The 23191-nt window shown below is 58.6% G+C and carries 20 protein-coding genes; 19 read left to right on the top strand and 1 reads right to left on the bottom strand.

Annotation, left to right across the window (positions count from 1 at the left end; genetic code table 11):
• Positions 1 to 3 precede the first annotated feature (3 nt).
• From F627_RS16940 to F627_RS17330, 4 genes are all read left to right on the top strand, one after another.
• On the top strand, positions 4 to 261 hold the full coding sequence (locus F627_RS16940; RefSeq protein WP_155987111.1) for a hypothetical protein: 258 nt from the start codon (positions 4 to 6) through the stop codon (positions 259 to 261).
• Between the two features lie 101 nt (positions 262 to 362).
• Positions 363 to 683: a hypothetical protein gene (locus tag F627_RS0108060; RefSeq protein WP_019583761.1), complete on the top strand. Its 321-nt coding sequence runs from the start codon at positions 363 to 365 to the stop codon at positions 681 to 683.
• 211 nt (positions 684 to 894) lie between these two features.
• Positions 895 to 1077, top strand: a complete 183-nt coding sequence (locus tag F627_RS16935) for a hypothetical protein (protein WP_155987110.1) — start codon at positions 895 to 897, stop codon at positions 1075 to 1077.
• Between the two features lie 114 nt (positions 1078 to 1191).
• Positions 1192 to 1779, top strand: coding sequence for a restriction endonuclease (locus F627_RS17330; RefSeq protein WP_081630735.1), 588 nt, complete (start codon positions 1192 to 1194; stop codon positions 1777 to 1779).
• On the opposite strand, the gene F627_RS0108050 is transcribed toward F627_RS17330, so the two are convergent.
• On the bottom strand, positions 1776 to 2549 hold the full coding sequence (locus F627_RS0108050) for an AcaB family transcriptional regulator (protein ID WP_019583759.1): 774 nt from the start codon (positions 2547 to 2549) through the stop codon (positions 1776 to 1778). The genes F627_RS17330 and F627_RS0108050 overlap by 4 nt on opposite strands.
• Before the next feature lie 103 nt (positions 2550 to 2652).
• Here F627_RS0108050 and F627_RS16395 point away from each other — a divergent pair, with 103 nt between their 5' ends.
• From F627_RS16395 to traD, 15 genes are all read left to right on the top strand, one after another.
• Complete coding sequence (locus F627_RS16395; protein WP_081630734.1) at positions 2653 to 3231, top strand: lysophospholipid acyltransferase family protein; 579 nt, start codon at positions 2653 to 2655, stop codon at positions 3229 to 3231.
• Between the two features lie 396 nt (positions 3232 to 3627).
• A complete protein-coding gene (locus F627_RS0108045) occupies positions 3628 to 3828 on the top strand; it encodes a hypothetical protein (protein ID WP_019583758.1) in 201 nt (66 codons plus the stop codon).
• Positions 3829 to 3943: 115 nt separating this feature from the next.
• Positions 3944 to 4138 (top strand): hypothetical protein, encoded by a 195-nt coding sequence (locus F627_RS17210; protein WP_231370140.1) that lies wholly within the window; start codon positions 3944 to 3946, stop codon positions 4136 to 4138.
• Positions 4139 to 4431: 293 nt separating this feature from the next.
• On the top strand, positions 4432 to 5385 hold the full coding sequence (locus F627_RS0108035) for a hypothetical protein (RefSeq protein ID WP_019583756.1): 954 nt from the start codon (positions 4432 to 4434) through the stop codon (positions 5383 to 5385).
• 29 nt (positions 5386 to 5414) lie between these two features.
• Positions 5415 to 6728 carry a conjugal transfer protein TraB gene (locus F627_RS0108030; protein WP_231370139.1) on the top strand — a complete coding sequence of 438 codons (1314 nt, stop codon included), beginning with the start codon at positions 5415 to 5417 and terminating at the stop codon, positions 6726 to 6728.
• Positions 6729 to 7220, top strand: coding sequence for a hypothetical protein (locus F627_RS16930; RefSeq protein ID WP_155987109.1), 492 nt, complete (start codon positions 6729 to 6731; stop codon positions 7218 to 7220). It abuts the gene before it with no gap.
• A complete protein-coding gene (locus F627_RS0108025) occupies positions 7217 to 9673 on the top strand; it encodes a hybrid sensor histidine kinase/response regulator (RefSeq protein ID WP_019583754.1) in 2457 nt (818 codons plus the stop codon). The genes F627_RS16930 and F627_RS0108025 overlap by 4 nt, the downstream gene beginning before the upstream one ends.
• A complete protein-coding gene (locus tag F627_RS0108020; protein WP_019583753.1) occupies positions 9657 to 10325 on the top strand; it encodes a response regulator transcription factor in 669 nt (222 codons plus the stop codon). Before F627_RS0108025 ends, F627_RS0108020 begins: the two co-directional genes overlap by 17 nt.
• Before the next feature lie 478 nt (positions 10326 to 10803).
• A complete protein-coding gene (locus F627_RS0108015) occupies positions 10804 to 13038 on the top strand; it encodes a S8 family serine peptidase (protein ID WP_019583752.1) in 2235 nt (744 codons plus the stop codon).
• A gap of 87 nt (positions 13039 to 13125) precedes the next feature.
• A complete protein-coding gene (locus tag F627_RS0108010; protein ID WP_051081491.1) occupies positions 13126 to 13344 on the top strand; it encodes a hypothetical protein in 219 nt (72 codons plus the stop codon).
• Positions 13341 to 15182, top strand: coding sequence for a DHH family phosphoesterase (locus tag F627_RS0108005; protein ID WP_019583750.1), 1842 nt, complete (start codon positions 13341 to 13343; stop codon positions 15180 to 15182). Before F627_RS0108010 ends, F627_RS0108005 begins: the two co-directional genes overlap by 4 nt.
• A 73-nt stretch (positions 15183 to 15255) precedes the next feature.
• Complete coding sequence (locus F627_RS15600; protein WP_019583749.1) at positions 15256 to 16194, top strand: thioredoxin fold domain-containing protein; 939 nt, start codon at positions 15256 to 15258, stop codon at positions 16192 to 16194.
• Between the two features lie 38 nt (positions 16195 to 16232).
• Complete coding sequence (locus F627_RS0107995) at positions 16233 to 18140, top strand: DEAD/DEAH box helicase (protein WP_231370147.1); 1908 nt, start codon at positions 16233 to 16235, stop codon at positions 18138 to 18140.
• 125 nt (positions 18141 to 18265) lie between these two features.
• Complete coding sequence (gene mobH, locus F627_RS15595; protein WP_081630733.1) at positions 18266 to 21367, top strand: MobH family relaxase; 3102 nt, start codon at positions 18266 to 18268, stop codon at positions 21365 to 21367.
• Entirely contained in the window at positions 21345 to 23186 is a 1842-nt protein-coding gene (gene traD, locus F627_RS0107985; protein ID WP_231370138.1) for a conjugative transfer system coupling protein TraD, read from the top strand. Before mobH ends, traD begins: the two co-directional genes overlap by 23 nt.
• Positions 23187 to 23191: the final 5 nt, after the last annotated feature.

Raw genomic sequence — 23191 nt, 5'->3', positions numbered from 1 at the left:
CGCATGCACCACGTGATGGTCGTCATGCACGGCAAAGCACAGTGCCGTGTTCTGGAATCCGGCTTGCCCTACGCTGTAGCGCGAAAGCGAGCCGAAGACTACATCCAAAAACGTATTGAAGAGGCGTATCCAATCCGCGATGTCCAAAGCAAAGGAATCCGAGCGGATGGAGCTGGAATGATCCGAGGGGCCCGCGGCAAAGCGCTGGAGACGATCTGGATCACACCGACCCTTGAGCATTCGTTTCGCGCCGGCGCATAGCCGGATGCATTGGGCGCCTCGAGCGCTCTTTACAACCCGCCGCAAAGGGGATTATCAACACACCCCGAGCGGCCGGGGTGTGCCGTCCGAAGGGGAGCACCATGGACAACACCCTCAAGTACAGCGTTAAGCAATACACCCAAGCGGGAACGGCTTCGATCGTAGCGTGCTGCATTAACCTCGCGGGCGCGCAAAGCGTGCTGGCGGGGCTGGCGGCCGCCACATCGGAGTTCATGGGCGGTATGGAAACCGTTTCAGGACCGATGGAATGGATGATTCGTGACCAGGATGGACGCGTAATCGAGCACTTCTGGATTGAAGAGCTGGCGGATCACCGGGAGGCTATTAAGTGGCCCAACCTGGAGCTGCCTCCCATCAACCTGATGAATGCGCCAGCACCAGGAATTCACCCATCCCGCTGACGCGAATGCGTCATGGTTTTCCGCCTCAAAGGGGTACCGGAAAACTCGACTTACCCAAAAAACGAGCGACAATGATCGCCCGTTTCGACGGTAGCTTTTCAACCTTCCTCGGGTATATGAGGTCAGTTCAGGGATCTGATGAAAATCTCGCCTCGCCCCCTGTGCTCTCAAGCGAGTTTAGCGGGCTTGGATCACGTCAACAGGAGACGACATGAAAAGCGTTTTTCGTAGAATTGGTTCATTGCTCGATACCCTCGAGCATTTTGGCGATCAACTCATCGAAAAGGGGGAAGAATACGATCCCCCAAAACGCCCGGCGGATAAACAAAAGGAGTATGCCGCCAAAAAATCCGCCGCTTATTTTGTTGTAGGCGGTGAATCCACTAGCGAATAGGTAGGGAGAGAAAACCCCCAGGAAGAAGCCCGGCGCATTGCGTCGGGCTTTTTTCGTTTAGAAACTCGACAAAATCGAAGGATCCCATACCTTTTCGCCTGAAAAGGAGGGCGCATGGGTATCAATAAAATAGTCTCGGTGCTCGACCGAATCGAGGAGTGGGTCGATAGATGGCTGGACCGCACGAGCGGTGTAGCGCGCTCCACGACCCTGCGGGATCGCCAGGCATCGGAATCGAGCCATCGTTCGATCCAGATTCCGAAGGGTCGCTGGAGGGTGAATCAATCCGTCCGGACCCGGGAGCGTGTTCGCGAGATTGCCAGGGCGTCCGGATGGAAATCCGCTATAGGGTATCTTCGAAAGATTGACCCGCTGGTGTTCGAAGAGTTTGTTTTGACCGGGTTCGAAATGCGGGGTCATCGCGTGAGGCGGTCCCAACGATATAGTGGCGACGGTGGGATCGATGGACGGGTTTTTCTGCACGGCGAGTGGTGGCTGATTCAGTCCAAGCGATATGCGGCCTCGATCCGACCGGAGGATGTTCGTGAATTTGCCCGAGTGTGCGAAAGAGAAGCGGCCCGCGGATTTTTCGTCCATACGGGCCGCACGGGTCCTCAATCAAGAAGGGCTTTTCGGAGAAACCCGGCTATCCAAGTGCTGTCAGGGAGGCAGATGGTCCGGCACCTCTTGGATATGGACTAAACTGATGCAATGGCGCCCTGTGTTTCGGGCGCGCTCTTTTTATGACCCATATCCGTTGAATCGATCACGATCGGACCTGTCCAGCACGCATCATCCGAAACTGAAAAGATCGCTTCTGGGACGGGGCCCATGCGCTTCTCCGCCTCCAGGGCATCCGGGGTACGGTCCCGAACGGCGTCAACAGTCAGCGGGAAGTGGTGGTACCGCATCGAAGCCCTCAGGGCGGCTCTCATGTGCTGGCGGTACACCTTGAACCGCTTCTGGAATTCATCGTTGGGCATCTCTCCCAGCGACCGCAGAAAAAGCATTGAGGCTTCGAGAAGGTCTCCGTCCTTAATGAGGTCACGAGCAAGGAGCCCGAGTCCGGTTTTGATGCGGATCTGTAGGGTATCCTTGGGGTCCGTAATCGGAAAGGTGTCGAGATTGAAGCCTTGCGCTCGCAAGCGCCGATCCATTTCATCGAGCGCCTCGTCAATCGGGCCGCGCGCTTGCTCCATGGCGAGGCGTGCCCGCTGGACCCACCACGCGCCAAATGGGTTGCCGCGAGCGGCATCCCGCCAGGGATCTCGCATCTTCCGCTCGTAGAGGTAGAAGCCCACGATGATGTGCTGAGTGATGCGCCCATCTCCGTCTTTTACGACAGGCCGGCCGTTCATCATCATCAGGCCGGTGTTCGTGTAGAGCGGGAGATCCTGGGTTAGGGCAATACTGGGTCGCCCGGTTGGCACGTCGTAGCCCGGGACATTGAAATCGTTCGTTTCTTCAGTCATGGAGGGTTCCTTCCCATGCGGGTAAAAGATCGAAAATCGACCGTGGATTGTTGAAGCGATACCCTGTGAGCAGGATCACGCTCAAGGAAGAGTACCAGTAGAAATGGATGCAGACAAAAGCCATGTTCTGGATTTGCGACCCGACGAATCCGATGCGGAGTGGGGGAGGCGCCCAAGGTGGTGCAGGGCCCTCCTCCGCCTGTGTCGGGTCGAGGTCGAATATCGAACGGAAACCGTGCGGAAACTCAAAGCACCTGGGCCGCTCGTCGTGACCTGCAACCACCAGTCGTATATCGATGGCCCGATCATCGCACTCGCCTCTCCTGTGCCGATGCTATATGCGGTCGATCCGGTGTTCGCGCGGGATAACCCATGGACCTCACGCGCCTTGGGCGCGTTAGCCGCTGCGGGGCTAGGGTCGGTAATCCCGGTATCCAACGAGAGCCCGACCGGGGTGCGGCATTTGTTGAGAGCCCTTCGGGCTGGAGGGAAGGTTATGATTTTCCCCGAAGGAGGGATTAGCGAGAACGGCGTCCCGAAAAGCGGCGCGCCGGGCGTGGAGTGGCTTAAAGCACGATCCGGGGCGCGAGAGTGCGCGATTCAGATCGAAGGCGCACATCGAAGTCGGGTGTTTGGAAAGCGCGGAGAAAGCTGGCGGCCGAGGGTCCGACTCCGGTTCTGAGATGGCCTTGAAAGGGCGTGTGCTCTGTGGTTGACTGACTGTGATTCAACCTTCCTCGGGTATATGAGGTGAGTTAGCGGCTCAAAAAAACCGTGCTTCAGTCCAATCGATCTTGCGAGATTGGTTCGACTGAATCCCCGAGGCCAATACGTGCCTCGTACTCCCTCCCGGGCACATCATCCCGGTGAGGATCATGTGCCCCCTTAAAAGGAGCACATGATGCCGCTTCCGTATGGAGCGCGGTCGTTGACTGTCCGGCAGTTCATGTCGAAATACGGTCACCGACCCCTCAAATTCGACCGGTCTATGCGACTGGTCTTCGCCTAAGCATCTTTACCCCACCGGGGCCACTACTCCCCGGTGCGGGCGTGGTGGCTCCTTTTTTGGAGAGTCACCATGAATACCGAGCTGCTTCGCGACAAAGAAATCCTGTCTACGTTCGCCGACATCCCGAAGGCGTCCTGGATGATCCAGGCAGAAATGCTGGAGATCATCCCGAATACGGATTCGTTGCAGGACGATGAACTGGAAATTCTCGATGGAAGGCTGAAAAGCCGGATCGAGAATGCTCTGAAGAATCAGGGCATGACCCAGTAGACAAAACAGCCTCTTGATGAGGCGGGAACCACCTTCTGGGTGGTTCCTTCCATCCACGACCGGAGTGCCGGACGTGGATGGCGGGAGCCACTCAGAAGACCTGGAGACCGCCACCATGAAGATCGCTGATATTGATCGAGACCACCTCGCCGTTTTTGCCGAGATCCCTGTGGAAGCCTGGTTGATCCAGGCGCAACTCCTTGGAATCATGCCGGATATTGATGGCATCCATGAGCGGGAGCAAGCGGTCGTAGCCGACCGGTTTGAATCCCGCCTCAAGGTGGCGCTCAAAAACCACGGGCTCCATTAGGACCCTCCTGCGATCTTGCGGGACAAGCCTCCCCACAAAGGGGGGCTTCTACTGAGGGTGGGAAGCCGCCCTCAGTAGAAGCCTGGCCCTTACGCTTCCTGTCCTACCCCGCAACACCCCCTCCTAGCCACTCACCTTCCATGCAAGCACCCCCCCTTGCTGCCCCGAGATTTCGCCGGGGAGAAAAAATCGAAACAAGCCCCGAGAAAAAATAGCCAAGACCCCGATCATTTTGTAGCGTCTACGGTAGAGGCAGTCTGTCCTCGCTAAAACCGAAGAACCACGGAGGGTCAATGGATCACCAGAAAGGAACAATGAAGTCCATCGAGGAAAAGATGGGGCGGACGAAGGAGGCGCTGGAGGCGCTTATTGATGACCCACGCTTTCTGGGCACGTACCACGCCAAGGAGAAGCGAGAGGCGTATTTTCTGGACGTTGTCCTGATGGGCACCGATGGCATGGTGGTAACGCCGGCTCGAGTGGCCTGGGGATCCAGATTCATCGTTCCTGGGTGGACGCCCGATCAGCAGTCGGACTTCGCTAAAACGGATGGCGTCCGGCGGGCGTGGCTGGTACTCCATGCGCCCCAATCTGAGGAAGGGCCGACCTGGTACCCGATCGTGGATCAGCACAACATCTTCTTCACGTTCAAAGACGAAGACGACTGGGAGGCCCTGGAGTGGGCGACGAACCGGTTGGGCAAGCTGGCGGAAAATAAGGAAGAGGAGGTCACCGCTTCAATCGACCTGGAGAGCTGGTTGCGTGCAGCACCTGCGGACGAGCTTCTGATGCTCGCCGATACGCAATGGGGGCGAAAGGGGGTTCTTGATGAGGCGCGTGAATCTCTCGCTGCGCACTATACGGGTCGAGAGGGAGAAGTCTTTCAGGAATATCAAGACCAGGCGGCGCGTGTCACGATCGACAGCGATCCCGACGCCATCCTGGAATGGCTGTACCGCAACCGCCCGTGGGCTTTCGCGACCGTTGTCCTGGTTCCTTATACTCAGGAGTTTCATCCGGCGGCGATCTGCGTCCAGATGGACGACTGGTTGAACCGGGCGATCCAGGTAGCCCATCCCGGGCTGAATATCTCGGAAACGGATGGACGGGCGATTAGCGAGATCGCCCGCGAGATGCTCGAGCGCATTCCGGATGACGTCGGTGAGTCCAAAGAAGGAGGGTCGGCTTCTTCAGGGTTGGATCCGAAAGTATCGAAAATCAGGGACGCGAAACGTCGCGGCGAATAGCTCGCCCCATACGGAAGAAAGGATTCTTCATGCCAAACGAGCAAGACAAGCTGAGTCACGCCACAAGCCCCTCCACCGAGGTGCCGAAAAGCGCCCGAGAGAACGAAAAGCGACGCACACCAGGAGCTGGACGTGCCATGAGGTTGGCCTGGGGGGGTCTGGTGGTGATCGCTGCCCCGATCCTGGGATTCGCGGCTCTCAACACCACGCCCATCGCAGTTGCGCTGCTGGCGGCCCTCCCCATGCTCTGGGCTCTCACTCTCAACCGGTGGGCGGCTGGGATGGCAGCGGGCCTGTTTGTTGCAGCCGCCGGCTGGAGTGTTGCACCGGCGGTACCGAACCATTTCGACGACGCATCGCTGTTAATGGGGATCGGGGCGGTCGCGCTTGTCGGAGGGGTCCATGCGATCGTTTGGTTGCTGGCCTGGGCCCCGGGCGTTGGGCGAGGCTTCTCGGGGGTGGCGGCGATTCTGGTCTTCGCACTCCCCCCGTTGGTCTGGGTGGGGTGGGCCTCTCCGCTCAATGCGGCCGGGGTCTTTCTTCCGGGCCTTGGCTGGTTTGGCTTGGGGGTGTTTCTGGCCGGGCTCCTGCTGGTCATGATGTCCAGGGTTGTATCGGCACTGGCGCTGACCGTGCTTGTGATGGCGGTCTTCTGGGGCGGACCTGAGATGCCACTGGCGGACCGAGTGGATCCCTCGGATCGCGACTGGCTTGGCGTTGATACACAGCTCGGCAAACTCGACTTCACGAATGCACGCGATGTCACCCAGCGTCAAAGGGATGTGTTCAAGTCGATTGATGAGAACCGACGATCGGAGCCTTATGTGCTTCTCCCGGAGACCATCGTCGGCGAATGGAAGTTTGCCGAGCCGATGTGGAGCGCGTGGGAGTCACCCGGATTCGGCGCCCTGGTCGGGACTCAGATTCATCGCGACACTCGCGGATACCACAACAGCCTGGTTGGTGTTGGCAGGTTTGCGGGGCTGCGGTATGACCAGCGGTTCCCGATCCCCTGGGCGATGTGGAACCCGCTGGATCCGGACGCGGCGCGGGCGGACCCCTCCGGGCCGGGTGCGATTCAGCACGAAGGACAGACGATTGGGGTGCTCATCTGTTACGAGCAACTCGTGGCCTTCCCCATCCTGACCACGCTCTGGGAGCGTCCGGATGTGATCGTCGCTCCTTCCAATGCCTGGTGGGCGGCGAATGACGCCATACCAGAGATGCAGAGGAACATCATGCAGGCATGGGGGCGCCTATTCCGGGTGCCTGTAGTGACTGCGATCAACTTTTCTGACAGCGGAACCGTTCCGAACGCCCAGAAAGTGGGCGGAGGTACTTAAATGAACGAAGCAATGGTTGCAACGGGAATGGCATCAGAGAACGAGCGAACCCAGGTACGTGCACAGGAACACATTGCGATGTTTCTGGCCTTGGGGGGCGCTGGCTTGGCGGCCTTGGTGTCACCGTGGTGGCTCTTTATGGCGGTATTTTTCGCGCTGGCTCACTGGATGATGGTGGATGAAGCAGAACGCGTAGGGGCTCATGAGCACAAGATGGAACGTTCCCAGAGAGTGGCCGAACAACTCATCTCATCGGGCGTGAACGCGCAATTCGATGCGGAGGGTGTACCGCGATCCCATCGCGCAGCGCGCTTCGAGATCCATGATCTGCGAATCAAACGTGATGGAGAAGACGGACTCACGGTAAAGGCCTGGGTGCAGCGAGACGATGGTGCTTGGTATGCAGTTACCGCGGAAGTACCGACGTCCGGCTCAGAAAGGGCTCCTAGTGTCCAGGTGTCACCCGAATCTAATAAGGAACGTTCTGAATGAACAAGAGCCGGATGACCGCTGGCATGCGATACATCGTCCCGATTGTCGTATTGCTTAGTTCAACGGCATTGGTGTGGGTGGCGCATTTGTATGTCGCTGATCGCGAGAGAACGGAGGCATCGAGTGCGGCCTCCGTTATCGCTTTGCTCATTCAGAATACAAACGCGAAGTCCATGGAGAGCATTCAGGAGAAGGTGGAATCCTGGCGCCAGAATTACGATGACGAAGGGCTCACGATCTATATCGAAACGCCCGAAGGGTTTTGGTCGGACTGGGACGAGAGATCCGAAGCGGGAAAAGAGTTGATGCCAGAATCCATCAGCACATCGACCGCTCGTGCCGTGATCAATTACGAAGATGGTCAATCCGGTTTTGTTGAAGTGCAAGGTCGATACTCGCCAATGGCCTGGACCCTCATGTGGTTAAGCGCGCTTTCGATGGCTCTTGTTGCGGTCCTCGCAGGAGTCAGTGTACTCCACATGATGAGTGAAAAAGGATTACTGTCGATCCTGAAACGCCTCTCGGATGTCGCAGTAGGGAGAGCGCCCTGTTCGGAAGGTAAGGGCAAGCTGGCCGGGATTCGGTGGCGGTGGCCGCATCGTGAGCTGCAAGAGGCGATCGACCGCTTGGAATCGAAGATTCAGGACACGTACGAGTCGCAAGAGCGAATTAGAAAAAGTCAACGGGTGCTTGAGCTGAAAGAGAACTGGCATAAACAGCTCACGCATGACATTCGGACCCCTCTTGGGAACATCGCGAACTGGGCAGAGTACGCGCTAACCGAGCTAGGGAGAGGAGGAGCGCCACTGGATGCAGCGGAGCCCCTTCATCATATCCTGGAACTGTGCGAAAGCGCATCCAAACGCCTCCATAAGGAACTGGAGATATCCAAAGGCGATGAGATCAAGACGACTCCGTTTAATATCGCGCAGATTGTTGAAGACGCGGTCATCAGCATCAAGAGGATACGAGGGAGAACACGCGATCACAAAATTCGCATCAACGCGGATATTCCGACCGTTATTGTATCCGGTCGCGACGTGATATCCAGTGCAGTCGATAACCTGCTATCCAATGCAGAGAAATGGACGCCAACCGGAAAGAGCGTAGAGGTTATTGTGAGTCGAACGGGGCGAAACGAAATCGCGATCGACGTTCGTGACGAAGGGGAGGGGGTTTCCAACGACGCGAAAAACGCGATCTTTGACCCCGTGGAGCCTGGAGAGGTTGTGGCGGACGAATCACCCTCATCTAAAGTGGAAGGGTTGGGTCTGAAGATGGGCTTGAAGTACGTTGCGAAAAACATTCAAGCCATCGGCGGCGATATTCGTCTAATGGAGGAGGAGCATCCACTCGGCGGGGCCTGGTTTCAGGTGATCTTCCCGTTCTTCGACGCTAAGCGCTTTGAGGACCTGGATAAACAAGCTGGTGAACAAACAAAAACGGAAGTTCTGATCGGATCGAAAGATCCGCAACGCGCGAAGCGGATCGCGGCCAATGTGGGACGTGTGAACGGGGTCAGCGCGTCGATTCTCGATAACGATAAGAGAGTATCCGTAAAAGGCGACATTTTGATTTTGGATAGTCCCGAGGATTACCACTGGGCGGATGCGCGATTCAACTCCAGGGAAAAGATTTATATCGATGACCCGGATAATACGATCGAGATGCACATCAAAGGGTGGGTCCCGCAGCAAGAAATAAGGAACAAGGTTGAGTTGATTCGAGCAGAGAAGTCAAAACGCGCGTTACGAGGGATTTCAGGAATAAAGGGAGTCCACGATGGCAATAACCAGCTTTTGCTAGTGGATGATTCCCCGATGAATACCGAAACGCTCAGCAAAATGCTCGGGGCTCGATATCCTTCACTAAAGGACAGAATAGTGAGGGCTGAAAACGCCGAAGAAGCGGTCGCTATTCAGGAATCCGGAGGGGCCTATGTGGCAGCGGCAATAATCGACTATCAGATGCCGGATGCGAATGGTCTGGAATGTGCTGAAAGGTTGCTAGAGGGAAATCCGAACATTCATCTGGCGATCATGACAGGAAATACCGAGATGATAGATACAGACGAAGCGGGCCGGGTGAAGATCGAACATATTATGTCGCGTGGATCGAATAATAGCGCGATACTGGATGAATTTTTGAAGGGAGCGATGGGTGTCGAGCCATCTGCAATGATTGGCGTTGAAAGTAACTCGCAGTTTGTGCCGAATCGGGAGCAGATTATCGAGTTCACCAAGAAGCAAGTCGAAATGGGGATCGACGCGATGGAAAAATCCGACCATGATATGCTCGGTCGGGTTCTTCATACGGCGGTAGGGACGTTGAGTGTAACCCGTAATGATCGCTTGGCGCGTATCTTTGAGGCCGCAGAAGAAAGCGCGAAGCAGGCGGACTGGGCAATGGTTCAAAAGCGATTGCAGGAGGCGCTGTATGCTATACGGCATTGATGTCATCGAGGATGAAGGAATGTTCCTTGATTATATTGTGCAGACCGTAGAGCGAGGGATGCGAGCGAATGGGTATATGATCGAAGATGTGAATGGGTACACGTCGCTCGAAGAGTACAAGCGGGCTCGTAACGATTGGGAAGCGCAAGACGAGGGATGTCCGAGGATTGTTGTGCTGGATCTGAATTTGCAGGGAGGCCTTTCGGGTTTTGCGGCGATCCGGAAGCGAGACTGCTGTCTTTCTCCCGAAGACAAGGTCTGGGTGTTTAGTCGAGAGGTGGATCTGCCAATGATCGCTGCGATGCTTGAATCGCAAATGATTGAAGGGTATCTCACGAAGAGATCCGGCAAGATCGAAGAGCTAGTGGATGCGATCGAGGCCACATTTCGCGGGGAGACGTACGAGACAGAGATCATGGAGAAGGCAAGGCGGTGTGGAGAGCGGTATGCGCCCGACTTGCTGACAGAACGGGAAGTGGAAGCGGCCGTGCAGCTCTATATTGCACGAAGAACGCCGAAGCAGGCGGCGGGGGAGCTTGGCCTGGAGCCGTCAACCATATACACGCTCCGGCGGCGCATCGAGCAGAAAATGGGGACGGGGAGTGACGTGGAAATCCATGGAATCCTCACGAAGGCCGGATTTCACTTGTAGGGCTTGTTGGCGGTGCGCGTGGCAAAATTAGCACAAATGAGGGCGTGACAAGCAGGAGAAGGCGCACTAAGGTATCAAACATCCAAGGACGGATGAGGGCTTCAAGGCCGAAGCCTGGATGGGTCGAAAGGCAAGGACGAACAGACCCCCAAGGAAGGAGCGGCACGGATGCCGAAGGCGCGAGACCAGGAGGTCTCGTTCGCCCGAACGAGCGGGTTCGGGTACAGCAAGCCAGAGCGGAAGACTCTGGAGCGAGGTTGTCAGGGATGACAAACAAGAGGGTGGTGCAAGGCGCACCGGACTAGCGAAGGATTCGCGACCCGAAGGGATTTCGGGGGCTCAGGACGAGCAGATAAAGCCAGCTCACGGCGACGGTGAGCTGGCTTTTTTTATGCCTGAAATCCGGGCCGAATTTAATTCGACAAGCCGGAAGAATCCGGTAGGTTGGGGCCTGCAATCAAACAAAGGAGTAGGAAAAATGGAATGGAAGAAGAGCAAAAAGGGCATTCTGCCCCTTTCCGTAGGAGCGGCTCTGCTGGCCCTGACCGGCTGTGGCGGCGGTGGCGGCGGCGGTGGCGGTGGCAGCAGCACCAACCAGGTGCGCCCGACCCCGCCGGAGGTGACCCAAACCACCGTTCAGGGCGGCGAGACCGTGAAAGTCGCGGTGATCGATAACGGTTTCCGCCCGAGTCATGAAGAGTTCGAAGGCCGAATCGCCGGAACCTATGACGTCGTCACCGACTCGACGGACCCGGAAGATGTGGCTTCGGAAGAGGACGTGTTCGACCACGGGACCCCGGTATCGGCCCTGATCGCGGGAAACACCTTTGGCATTGCGGGTAACGCAGAGCTGGAGATGATCAGCGCCGGAAGCTCCCTCCTCTCCACACGCATCCGAGATGGTGTAGAGCATGCATCGAGCGTCAATGCGCGCGTAATCAATCTCTCCCTGGGGCCAGCATGGCGAATCCTGGATCGCGCCGATTCGGTCAGCGCGATCCAGTCGGTCGAAGGACCGGATGAGGCGACCGTAGGCGCCGTCGTGGTCGCGTCAGCGGGTAACAGAAACCGAAATCTTTCGGATCCGGAAGACGGGGATGACTCGTTCGACTTTATTGACTACGAGAACCTGACCGAAACCCAGAAGATTTGGGAGAACCTGATCATCGCGGGCGCGGCGTCGGGATATCAGAAGGCGTCCTACAGCAACTACGCGGGGGAAATGGAGGAAATCCAGGACCGCTTCATGGTGGCGCAAGGGACCCATGAAACGGCTCTGGGCGACGATGACGATGCGACCGGCTTTGTCAGCGGTACGTCCTATTCGGCGCCCCTGATTTCCGCCTCGGCTGCGACGATCATTTCGAAGTGGCCGCACCTGACGGCGGCTGAAGTCACGAACCGTCTGCTGGAGACGGCCGATCAAGGTTCCGAGCTGTACGAGCAGAATGACTGCGGTCCCGAAGAGAACCTGAACTGCGGCTATTACTACCTGGGGCAAGGGCATCTGGATCTGGAAGCCGCGATGGAGCCGGACGGTGAAGTGGCGATCGCGGCCGGCGAAGCGGTCGAGGGTGAAACCCACTCGATCGCCGGAACGCATGCGGCCTGGTCGTCGAGCTTCGGCGGTGGTTTCGATACCAACGCCCTGGCAGGTGTGGTCGGTTTCGACGAATTGGGCCGGGACTATGAACTGGACCTGTCGAGCCACAGCTACTCGGTACTGCCCTACGGGCAACGCCTGGGCGACCGGGTCAACCAGATGGCAACGGCAGGCCTGAATCCGCGGCCGGTCCAGAACGAGATCGCACCGGGGCTGTCCCTGACCAGCCACCACGTCGCGGGGGGTGCAGTCGGCGCCAGCGAGATGCGGTTGGATACCGGTGTGGTCGAACTGTCGGCCTTTGGGTTCCACCAGGGCGAAACCGGGATCATGGATCCGTGGGCGCCGGAGAGCGGGATGGCGATGCTGTCCGACGGTTCGGGCGGTCTGTCGCACCTGCTGGACCGGGGCGCGGGCTTCGGGGTGACACTGCCGATGTCCGATCGCATGGCGCTGGATGTCGGGCACTATGCCGGCTCGGCGAACCGGGGTGACGACAATCTGTACGCCGGGTATCGGCAGGCCCGTACCGATGTGGCTATGCGCTTCGCCGCAACCGACGCGCTGGAACTGGAAGCCGGATACGGCCAGCGCCATGAAGACGGCGGCCTGCTGGGCTCGCGGGGCAATGGCGCCCTGTCGCTCGGAGACAGCTCCACCACGGGCATCGTGTCGGTGGGTGCGAACTACTCGATGGGCGACCACTTCGGCCTGATGGCCCGGTATGAGCGCGGGCATGCGGATGTGGCTGGCGGCCCGGGGATGATCCGCTCCATCGAGGGTCTGACCACCGAGCAGTCGGCATTGGGTGTCACCTTCGAGCGGGATCAGCACGAGGCGATCTTTATGGTCAGTCAGCCGCTGCGCGTCACCGGCGGCACCGCCAACCTGAACGTGCCGGTGGGGCGTGACCTGGACGGCAACGTGATCCGCGAGGAACGCAGCGCCAGTCTGGCCGCGGCCGGTCGTCAGCAAGACGTTGAGCTGGGGTATGCCTACGCACCGAGCCAAGACAGCCGGCTGAACGTGAACCTGCTGTACTCCAATAACCCGGACCATCAGGACGGTTCCGATGTGGCCGGTGTTGCCACCTTCTCGAAGCGGTTCTAAGCCATGATGATGCGCACACTCACCTGCAACCGGGCGGCCCTCGCGGCCGCCCTCATTCTCCCCCTGGCGGCCTGTGCCGGAGCGGATATGAACAACGACGCCGATATCCACGGCTACCAGTACGATGCGGAGGGCCACCCGGTGGCCGCGTTCGTCTTTCACGGTTTCGACGAGCGCGACTGTGCCCAGTACAGCCTTCGACCCCTGCGGGGCGACATGGCCGTCGTGGGCGCTATGTTTGTCTGGGATGGCGAAGAGTTCGTTCTGGATCAAGATGCCTGCAAGCCTGGGGTTACACCCCGATGAACGCCCACGAGCGTGAACCGGCGTTCGCGCACGGCGCAGGCCGGAAGCCGGAGAAGGTCTGGGTTCACCGAAAAATAGACCCGGAACAGGAATGTCAGGCCCGCAGTGTGGGCCTGACGGACCTTCAAGCGCGGATCTTGGCTTCGCGTGTCCAGGGAATGGACGAAGGCGGGGTGATGAATCACTTCACCGCCGTCAGCCTTCAGAATTTGAGCGATCCGTTCGGCATCCCGGACATGGAAGCGGCAGCCCATCGGATTGTGATGGCGATAACACTGGGTGAAACGATTGCCCTCTCCACGGACCATGACTGTGATGGCGTGACCAGTCACGCGATCCTCTATCGCGCCCTTGTGGAATGCCTCGGGCACCCGATGGAAAAGATCCAGTCGTTCATCGGGCACCGCCTCAGGGAAGGATATGGTTTGTCGGATTCCGTGGCTGATCGAATCCTGGGCAGTGAACCAGGGGTAAACCTGGTCATTACGGCGGATAACGGATCCGCGGATGAGGCCCGAATTAAACGCCTCGCCGCCTGTGGCGTGGACACGATTGTGACCGATCATCATGCGATCCCCGAAGCAGGCGGACCGGAATCGGCGGTCGCATTCGTCAGTCCGACGCGCGAGGACAGTCGATACGGGGATCCCGCCATTGCGGGCTGCATGGTCGCCTGGCTGCTGATGATGGCGACATTCCGCATAGCCGCGGATATGGGCCGAGAGATGCCGACAGATGCTCGGTCAAAACTCACGGGAATGTTGGCGGAGGTCGCGGCGGGCACGGTCGCCGACTGCGTCACGCTCGGTGGGAGCATCAATAACCGAATTGCCGTCATTCATGGCCTACATCGGATGAATCACCCCTCTACAACACGGCCCTGCTGGCGGGTGGCGGCCCGCCACCTCACCAAGGGCGAGCGGCCGCTGAATGCGGAAGATCTTGCATTTGGTGTCGGCCCCAGGATTAACGCTCGAGGCCGACTGGATGAAGCAATGGCCGGTGTGCGATTTCTCCTCGCGGAGACGGAAGCCGAGGCCGAAGAGCACTGGGCGCTCCTTGAGCAAGAAAACGAAGCCAGGAAGCAGATCGAAGCGACCCTGAAGGAGCGAGCGATGAAAGAGGCGAATACCCTGGTCGGCCGCGGCGAGAAAGGCGTGTTGGTCTGGTTGCCTGATGGGCACCCCGGTGTCCATGGCATCGTAGCGAGCCGAGTGGTTGAGGCCTTCGGGGTGCCCGTTCTATGCGTATCGCCGGTGTTTGAGAGTGAAGCCGAAATCACCGGGTCCGCCCGGGGGGTTGAGGGATTCGATGTCGCCGAAGCCTTCAATCGCGTCGCGAATCGCCACCCTGAGCTGCTGAGAAAACATGGCGGGCATCAGGGGGCCGGGGGTCTGCGCCTCCATCGAGACGGCTTGGACGCTCTGCGTGAGGCATGGGGGGAGGCATGCGCCGAGCAAGTCGCAAGAAAAGGGATCGAGCTGTATCCGTCGCTGGAGATCGAGAAGGGGGGTACGCCGCCCTTGACGGTGCAGGGTGTAGACGAGATCGAGGCCCTGGGGCCATACGGTAGGGGCTTCCCTGAACCGCTATTTCTCCTGCGCGGAACACTGACCAAGATTCGACGAATCGGAGACGGATCGCATCTGATGTTTCAGTTCCTTCCGAGAGACGGCGGGATGTCGGTGCGAGCAGTCTGGTTTGGGGCGCTGCAACCCGGAGAAGACCTCACCTTGAGGGAGAACCTCGAAGTTGAGTTGGCTGGGCGAATAAAGAGGAATCACTACATGGGGCAGGTATCCGTGCAGATCCAGGTTGAAGCGGTGCGAAAGCCGTGAGATCGAAGCGTCGCTGATATATAGTAAGCAGTGACACAACGGCACGGAAGCCACGGAGAGCGAGGGAGTCGCCATGTCGGAACAGGAACAAAAAGGCCAGAATCCTCTCGAGGGAGACGACGGAGAGCCAGAACGCTCGCTATCCGAAGTTGAGATCGGGGAGCCTCAAGAGGCGCCCGCTGGTGCGGCCGAAATGTCCGAAAATCCGGGCCAGGGAGCGAGTGAGGAAGACGGCCTGGCCGAAAACAAAAACCTGGCTCGGAAGTCAGGAGTGAAGCCTCAGGTCGAGCGCAAAGCGAGCCAAACTGCCTCTGAAGGGGAGCAAGAAGGGCTGCGCAAACGACTGCTAAACGCCACGGAGAAAATGGACGGGACGGTGATCCCAACCAGAATCCCCGGCGGGCGCATCGCCATGGTCGTTATCGTGTTCGCCGTTCTGTACGTTCTGAATATCGATTCCGTACGGACGTACCTACTAGGCGAAATCACGTACGACCGGTTGGTTTCTGAGGGGGCTGTGATCGAGGAAGGCCGTGCAATGCGGCGTGCGATCGCAGAGGAGTTTGAGCCCTGGACTCGGCATATTTACTACGCAGACCTGGATCCGGCCACTTATCGGGGGCGTGTCTTGATGTTTGTGGATCCGACCTGCCCGCATTGTCGCCGCGCATTCGAGAACACAGCCGCAATGAATGAGACGGGGATTACGGTCGAGTATGTAACGATCCCAACGAGCATGGACAACGAGCTGAGCATGGAGTCAGCGAAGTCCGTCTATTGCGCCCCGCCCGAGGAACGTGAAGAAGCCTTTGAGGCGGAAATGCGCGGCGATGTCTATCTCGCCCCCGAGTGCGACGCGGAATCCGCTATTCGTATCCAAGTGGAGCGTGCGCATGATGCTGGGGCGAGCGGTATACGGCCATGGTCTATTACAGAAGACGGCCGGGCCGTCTCTGGGTATCACCCCCCTGAACGCTGGAAAACCATCCTCGATGGTGAAGGACGCCCATGAGCGGTGAGGCTGACAAAGCGGTGGGGCGCTTGAGCGCCATGGGTATAAAGGAGCGATGGCAGCTCGCGCTTCTGTTGCCGGAGCGCTGGGATGACCTGACGAAGCTGGTTGAAGACTTTGAGGTCTTTGACACCCTTGAAGAGGGTGGCCCAATCGTGATTCGTGGATCCTTGGCGGCAGCGCCTCCGCCGCCTCAGTTCAAAAACGGACAACCCCGAACGCGCCTTCGAATAGTCGATGGCAATGGTGAGGCCGTCGAAACTATGCTATTCGGCGATGTCCGGGAAACACTAAAGGATTTGGAAGCAGGCTCGCCCGTGTTGTTTTCCGGGGAGGTGAGCCGAGGTGGTGACGGGAATCGGTGGCTGAGGAAAGCAGAACGCATCGATTCCCAATGGGCTGGGCAACTGCGGCCGATCTATCCGGCACCCCGAGGCGTAATGAAAGCCGCCACCGTTCGTGAGCGTGTTTCGGAAAATATCGAGGAAGCCATCCCCGTCGCCGCGCGGTGGATCTATAACGAAGTCTGCGATGCGGCCGGGCACATCGGATTTCCGGTTAAATCGACCGTACAGCAGGTGGAAGCATGGTTGTGGGAATCCCATCGGCCTGAAACGATCGAAAAGGGCATGAAAGCTCAGCGCAGAGTCGAGATGCTGGCGGTTCTGGCGACCCTCTCACGCGCATATAGCGCAAAAGGGGGGGATGCCAAGGCGCATCCGCTGGATTTGGGCGCTTGGGAAAAAAGACTGGAGGGCGTGCCTTTTGCGATGACAGAAGAGCAACAGCATGCCGTGCAGGCTATGGTCCGACAGTTTGCCTCCTCCATTCCGCAACGACACCTACTTTCGGGGGATGTGGGAACCGGGAAAACGGTGGTGTTTGCCCTGGTCGCTGCGGCGACCGTTGATGCCGGCCATTGCGTTGCCATCATGCTCCCGAATCAGCCGCTCGCGCAGCAGGTGGCTCGAGAAATTGGCGAGATGTGGCCGGAGATCAACGTGCGTGAGGTTTCTGGAACACAGGCGCCGCTCCCGCTACCGGATGGGGAGCCGGGAATTTTCGTCGGAACGACGGCCCTTTTGACGCGGTTGAGCCAGGATGACCTGGATCGAATCGCGCTGGTCGTGGTGGATGAACAGCAGAAATACAGCGTGGCGCAGCGCGAACAGTTGGCGAAGCAGGGGGCTCACTTGCTTGAAGCAACGGCGACCTGCATCCCGAGGACGATGGCGCTCATCCGTTACGGGGCGATGGAAGTCAGTCAACTGCGCCAGGCGCATACCCCGAAAGACATTGTGACCGAGGTGGTTCGTGCCGCGGACGCCGCCCGCGTCTTCGGGCAGATTCGTCGGACTATTGAGAAGGGTTATCAAGCGTTAGTCGTATACCCCTTGAAGGAAGGGGATCCGGATGACCGCCTCGCGCTCGAGAATGCGATCAAGAAGTGGAGAAAGCAGTTCGGCGAGCGGGTTGCCATGATTTCTGGAGGTATGGACGACGAGGAAAAGCGCACGGCGCTCGATCGGATGCGGAAAGGCGAAGCGGATGTGTTGATCGGCACCACCGTCGTGGAGGTCGGGATCAGCCTCCCGGCTCTGCGGCATATCGTGATTGCTGACGCGTCTCGCTACGGCCTGACCCAGATACATCAACTGCGCGGTCGTGTGGCCCGCCAGGGCGGCTCGGGGCTTTGCAGTCTAATCGTGCCGGATACCGCGAAGGAAAAGGTCTTCGAACGGCTTTCCGTACTGGAGAAAACCCAGGATGGCTTCGAAGTCGCCGAGCATGATCTAAGGCTCCGCGGGTTCGGAGATCTCAGCCAGGACGGCGGAACGCAATCGGGCTCGGACGAAACATTCCTGTTTGGGCGGAAGATCGACGTTGATCTCGCCGACCGGGTGGCAGGCGAAATTCAAGAGCGACTGGGTATGGCTGCCGCATAAAGCGGCAGCCCGGCCATCGCGCGCAGGGAGGCGGCGTGAAAGCAGTAGTTGAAGCAGTGAGGCGCGCGCGGTCCGCGTGGGGGGTTCTGACCGGAAAGGAGCCGACTGGGAAGCCCGACTCGACGATGATTCGTGGACGTCAGAGAAGCCTCAATCAGTCGAAAAGGGCCGAAGTCCGGCCGTTTGATCTCGAACGGGATATACCGCGGTACCCATCGTACATGGACGGCCTTCCGGCCGTCTCGCGAGATACCGTGCTGGCAACCCAATCAGAACTCCTGAAGAAGATCCAGGACGAGTTTGAAACGGACGACGACTACCAGAGAAAAGTCTTCAATTCCGCTCTGAATCGGTATGCGGAGGTCGTCCATCTGCTCCCGGCCTCGGAGTCGGACCATCATGCCCAACCGGGTGGGCTTTTTCGGCATGGTCTGGAGGTCGCGCACCTCGCCCTCAAAAGCGCGCACAATCACGCCCCGTTTGCCCGTTCTGAATACGCAGAACGCCGAAAAGAGCTGAACCTTCGTTTTCGCTATGCAGTGATGGTCGCGGCGCTCTGTCACGATATCGGCAAGCCTGTAACGGATATCAATGTCATGGATTCATCGGGTGAGATCCGGTGGAATCCGTTTGGGATGACGATCCCGCGATGGGCCTCCAAGAACGGCGTTGATCGATATTTCGTCTACTGGAATCGAGGGCGTCATCGTCGCCATGAGCCGGCATCACTGACGATGCTCGATGCGATCATGGGTAGCCGGGGGAAAGAGTTTCTAACGGATGTACCTTCGGACATCCTCAACGAGACCCTGGAGGCGATCACGGGCGATGCCTCTCCACTGAATGTGATCGCGAAAATCGTCAAGCAAGCTGATTCTTCCAGTACCAGTGCCGACAAGCAGCAAACTGTGGCGGTGTACGGCGGCACCGGAATCCCCGTGGAGCGCTACTATCTGTCGGCCATTCGGCGTCTTCTGAAGGACCATAAGTGGAAACCGAACAAGCCGGGTTCTCCTTTCTGGATGATCGACAAGGTGCCATTTCTGGTCTGGCCCGCAGCCGGTGAAGCGATTGCGAAGGTGTTGAAGTCGGATGGCGTGAGAGGGATTCCGCTCGACGCCGAAACGATCGCCCGCGAACTTCTGGACCGAAATCTTGCGTCTCCATTCGTCGATGATAATAACGAGAAACGAACTTACTGGCCGATTGCGCCGGAAGCCTTGGAGAAACAGGGGTCGGCCAAGAAAGGGATTCGCCTACAAGCCTTGCGGATGAACTCGATCGACACTATTACGGATGAAATCGTGGAGTCGACGCCAGGGCGTTATGGGGGCGCGATTGAAAGCGCAGCTCCGCGCGCGCCGGAAGACGCGGCAGCGGAAGACGGTTCGAATCCGCATCAGAACAGTGCCGGTTCGCGCCCTGAAGAGGCAGAAAAAGCGATTGGCCAACCGGAAAACGATCACGATGCGTCCGCCGGGCCGATGAGGGCAGAGGACCATGCGGCGGCTCAAAAAGAAAAGGTGCCGGCGGAATCGCAAGTCGGGGCAGTGCCCGATGCGGAGGCACCGCCTGCCCATTCGAAGCTCAAGCCGGCTGCGCCGCCCCGGATTCCCACGCAGGAGCCTTCCCGTGTGGTCCAGAAGGAGGGCCGGGAAGAACTATCAGCAGAAGATGTCTCCGCGTTCTTTACGGAGCATGGGTTCATGGGGCGCATTCTTGGGGCATTTGCCGACGACCTGAACAAGATGCGGAGCGCGTCGCCGGATATCGCAACGATTCCTTATGAGCTGGTGACCGAAGATGGGGAGATTATCGAAGGCGAAAAGCCTCGAATTGTCGCGCTAAGGGCCCCCGACTTCTTTGCGGACTTCCATCCCGACATGGAGGTAATGCGTGACGCTGCCCTGAAGTCAGGCCTTTTCCTTTTGAACGCGAACGGTGAGCTGCCGTTCGCGGCAGGCGAATACGGCGAAGAGTGGTGGAGGCTCAATGATCGCGCCAGCCGCTGCGTTTTGCGGAACGCCGAAGCGTATCGCCGAATGCTGGCCCGCAAGATCGAACAAGGCGATCCGGGTGCGAAGCCCAAGACCACCCGTTCCAAGGTCATGGATGACCTCGCGCCGGAACCCAGGGAAAAGACGGAAGCGCCGGAGCAGGAGGAGAAACGGGCAACTAAGGGGGTCGAGGAACCCAAGAAACGATCGGGTAAGGCGAAGAACGCCCCAGAGAAGTCAGCACCATATCCGAACAAAAGTACCGCCGGGGAAGACAGACCGGAAAACCCCGCCGCGGCCGAACCCGAGAAAAAGGCGACTGGAAAATCGGCGCCACCCAGGATGCAGGTCGTATCCGCGAAGTCCACTTCAGCATCCGACCGGAAGGACAATGCGATCCAGGGCGGTCCGAAGACAATCTCCACCGCCCCGCTAACGGCGGGGGTTCCCGCGGAAAAAACGGAAGGATCTGGAGATCAGTCAACCGAGCGCAGCAAGGAAGCCCCCTCAACGGAAAAGCCGAAGGCACCTGATTGGTCTACGAAGAAGGGTGAAGCACCCTCGACTAATGGTTCGGGCAACAAGGGAAAACGGAAAGGTGGGCGCGGCGCCACCCGAAACGGGGAGAGTGAAGGCTTTGACAGCGCGACGCCTGAACGGCTCGGGTTCGTTGGATCCTCCAAACGAAGCCCCGAAGAAAAGAAACGTGAGCGTGAGATTGCTGGTGCGCATGACGTCCAAACCGAGGAAACGGCTATCGAGGTTAATGGCCATACGATTCGCGTCCAGGGGTATTCGGTCGCGAAACCGGCCGTAGCGAGCGGCGCAGCAGAGGGAGGAGATGGAGTGACCCCGAAGGCCGAAAAGCCGAAGGGCGGTGTTCTGTCTATCGAAGAGGACCACGGAGAAAGTCGTAGTCAACCGGCATCATCCGCTGAATCGAAGCAGCATCGGAAAGCGCGGCTTGAAGCCAACCTTATCCGGTGGCTCATGGATCGATGGGAATCCGGCATCAAGACGTTCACGGAGACCGAGGTGCTTGAAGAGCTATCGGAGCTGGAAGGTAGAACGGTTCGACCCTATGAGGTGCGAACCAGTCTTCACGGCTTCGGAGTGGTGGGCGAAAAACTAGAGAATGGGAAGGCAGGGCTACGCCTCACGCAAAAAGGGGCGAAGCGCTTGCGAGAACGTAACAAGGAGTTTTCGAGTGCTGTTCACGAGTCACGATGAATACGAGGTCCCTTTCCGACCAAACTTTGAACTCCGAAGTGCGATTGGCTGGGGTGTCGGGGCGACCGTCTCGGGTATTGCCGGGCCCTTGATGGCAATGCCATCAGGACTGGTGGCCGTGTCCGTTGCAGCTTGTCTGGGGGTAGGTATGTTTCGTGGCCTCCAGGCCTGGCCCCGCTGGCAGGAATCGCAAAGAATCCAGGGAAGTGCTCTGGAGTTCGTCACCATGGAGCACCTCCTGAAAAAGCTCCGAAGCGATGAGATCTGGATTGGGCGCGGCTTTGTGTGGGACAAAACGGCGGCAAATAAGGCCTACACGATCTGGCGCCGCGGTGTTGAGAATGTTGTTGGCAAGACATCCGGAGCCAAGGGCGGCGGTGCCTTTTGGATGCACGGGCTCAAGAAGCCGGAGGACCTCTACGTCCAGAAGAAATACCTTGAGGGACATACGCTGGTCATTGGAACCACCGGTGCAGGGAAAACCCGCCTGTACGACATCCTTTTGACCCAACTCATCGCCCAGAACGACGGGCCTGTGGTGGTGATCGACCCCAAGGGTGACCATGAGCTGAGAGAGAATATGGAGCGGGCGTGCAAAGCGACGGGTTCGCCGGAACGATTCAAGATGTTCCATCCAGCCTATGCCGAGCGCTCGATCCGCATTGACCCCCTGAAGAACTGGAACCGCGCCACAGAAGTCGCCTCCCGGATTACCGATCTCATGTCCAGCGATGGCTCGGATCCGTTTCGCGATATCGCGTGGAATGCCCTGAATTCCGGGATCCAAGGGATGGTGGAGGTTGGCGAGATGCCGAGCCTCGTGAAGATCCGGGCCTATATCGAGGGTGGCCCGGGGCCGCTGCTCGCGCGCGTGCTGCCGGTCCATTTCGAGCGATGGTCGAAAGACTGGCCGAATGCGTTTGCGAACTACAAAGCGGGCGGTGGCGGCGATGGCGGCAAAAAGAACGCTCAGATGTCAGAGGAAGACGAGCGCATCATGAAGATGATCTCGTTCTACACGGATGAGGTTGCGAAAACGCACCGAAGTTCGGTGGTGGATGGCCTGGTCATGGCGTTCACTCACAACCGAGAGCATTTCCAGAAGCTGATTGCTTCGTTGATCCCGATTCTGTCCATGCTGACCTCTGACGTTCTCGGGGAGCTGTTGAGCCCGAAATACGAGGATGCCGAGGACGATCGCCAGATCCTGGACATGAAGAAGGTAATTCGAGAGAGCATGGTCTTGTATATCGGGCTGGATTCGCTGGCGGATAAAACGGTTGGATCAGCGATCGGTGCCATCGTCTTGTCGGATTTGGCGGCGGTCGCGGGTGATATCTATAACTACGGAACAGCAAAGCCCCTGTGGATCTGTGTCGACGAAGCATCTGAGGTGCTGAACGAGCCCGCCATCCGGATCCTCAACAAGGGGCGAGGTGCTGGAATGCGTGCCATCATGGCCTCGCAGACGATGTCGGATGTCGATGTGCGACTTGGGGGGCAGGCAAACGCGTTGCAGGCGCTCGGTAATTTCAACAACGGCCTTTTCCTTCGGGTCCGAGACGGCGGGACGCAGGAGTACATTACGAAGGCGCTTCCGAACGTTCGCATTGAAGACATGGAAATCGGCTATCGGGAACAAGGCGGCGAGATTGGAGAAATGGAGACCGCCAAGGCTGGATACAGTGAGGCCATGAAGAAGGAAGACCTGGAGCTTGTACCGCCACCACTCCTGGGGGAGATCCCAGACCTCCAGTATTTCGCACACCTCAAGGATGGGCGACTCCTCAAGGTACTGACCCCGATCCTGAAAGGGTAGGACGT

The organism is Thioalkalivibrio sp. ALE16 (assembly GCF_000381305.1).
In the GTDB taxonomy this organism is placed as follows: domain Bacteria; phylum Pseudomonadota; class Gammaproteobacteria; order Ectothiorhodospirales; family Ectothiorhodospiraceae; genus Thioalkalivibrio.
This window is presented reverse-complemented; position numbering and strand designations above follow the sequence as displayed.

What these genes read in the sequence shown, in the direction of transcription:
- F627_RS16940 (WP_155987111.1), top strand. Translation starts at nt 4, where the DNA reads ATGCACCACGTGATGGTCGTCATGCACGGCAAAGCACAGTGCCGTGTT.
- F627_RS0108060 (WP_019583761.1), top strand. Translation starts at nt 363, where the DNA reads ATGGACAACACCCTCAAGTACAGCGTTAAGCAATACACCCAAGCGGGA.
- F627_RS16935 (WP_155987110.1), top strand. Translation starts at nt 895, where the DNA reads ATGAAAAGCGTTTTTCGTAGAATTGGTTCATTGCTCGATACCCTCGAG.
- F627_RS17330 (WP_081630735.1), top strand. Translation starts at nt 1,192, where the DNA reads ATGGGTATCAATAAAATAGTCTCGGTGCTCGACCGAATCGAGGAGTGG.
- F627_RS0108050 (WP_019583759.1), bottom strand. Translation starts at nt 2,549, where the DNA reads ATGACTGAAGAAACGAACGATTTCAATGTCCCGGGCTACGACGTGCCA.
- F627_RS16395 (WP_081630734.1), top strand. Translation starts at nt 2,653, where the DNA reads ATGGATGCAGACAAAAGCCATGTTCTGGATTTGCGACCCGACGAATCC.
- F627_RS0108045 (WP_019583758.1), top strand. Translation starts at nt 3,628, where the DNA reads ATGAATACCGAGCTGCTTCGCGACAAAGAAATCCTGTCTACGTTCGCC.
- F627_RS17210 (WP_231370140.1), top strand. Translation starts at nt 3,944, where the DNA reads ATGAAGATCGCTGATATTGATCGAGACCACCTCGCCGTTTTTGCCGAG.
- F627_RS0108035 (WP_019583756.1), top strand. Translation starts at nt 4,432, where the DNA reads ATGGATCACCAGAAAGGAACAATGAAGTCCATCGAGGAAAAGATGGGG.
- F627_RS0108030 (WP_231370139.1), top strand. Translation starts at nt 5,415, where the DNA reads ATGCCAAACGAGCAAGACAAGCTGAGTCACGCCACAAGCCCCTCCACC.
- F627_RS16930 (WP_155987109.1), top strand. Translation starts at nt 6,729, where the DNA reads ATGAACGAAGCAATGGTTGCAACGGGAATGGCATCAGAGAACGAGCGA.
- F627_RS0108025 (WP_019583754.1), top strand. Translation starts at nt 7,217, where the DNA reads ATGAACAAGAGCCGGATGACCGCTGGCATGCGATACATCGTCCCGATT.
- F627_RS0108020 (WP_019583753.1), top strand. Translation starts at nt 9,657, where the DNA reads ATGCTATACGGCATTGATGTCATCGAGGATGAAGGAATGTTCCTTGAT.
- F627_RS0108015 (WP_019583752.1), top strand. Translation starts at nt 10,804, where the DNA reads ATGGAATGGAAGAAGAGCAAAAAGGGCATTCTGCCCCTTTCCGTAGGA.
- F627_RS0108010 (WP_051081491.1), top strand. Translation starts at nt 13,126, where the DNA reads ATGAACAACGACGCCGATATCCACGGCTACCAGTACGATGCGGAGGGC.
- F627_RS0108005 (WP_019583750.1), top strand. Translation starts at nt 13,341, where the DNA reads ATGAACGCCCACGAGCGTGAACCGGCGTTCGCGCACGGCGCAGGCCGG.
- F627_RS15600 (WP_019583749.1), top strand. Translation starts at nt 15,256, where the DNA reads ATGTCGGAACAGGAACAAAAAGGCCAGAATCCTCTCGAGGGAGACGAC.
- F627_RS0107995 (WP_231370147.1), top strand. Translation starts at nt 16,233, where the DNA reads ATGGGTATAAAGGAGCGATGGCAGCTCGCGCTTCTGTTGCCGGAGCGC.
- mobH (WP_081630733.1), top strand. Translation starts at nt 18,266, where the DNA reads ATGATTCGTGGACGTCAGAGAAGCCTCAATCAGTCGAAAAGGGCCGAA.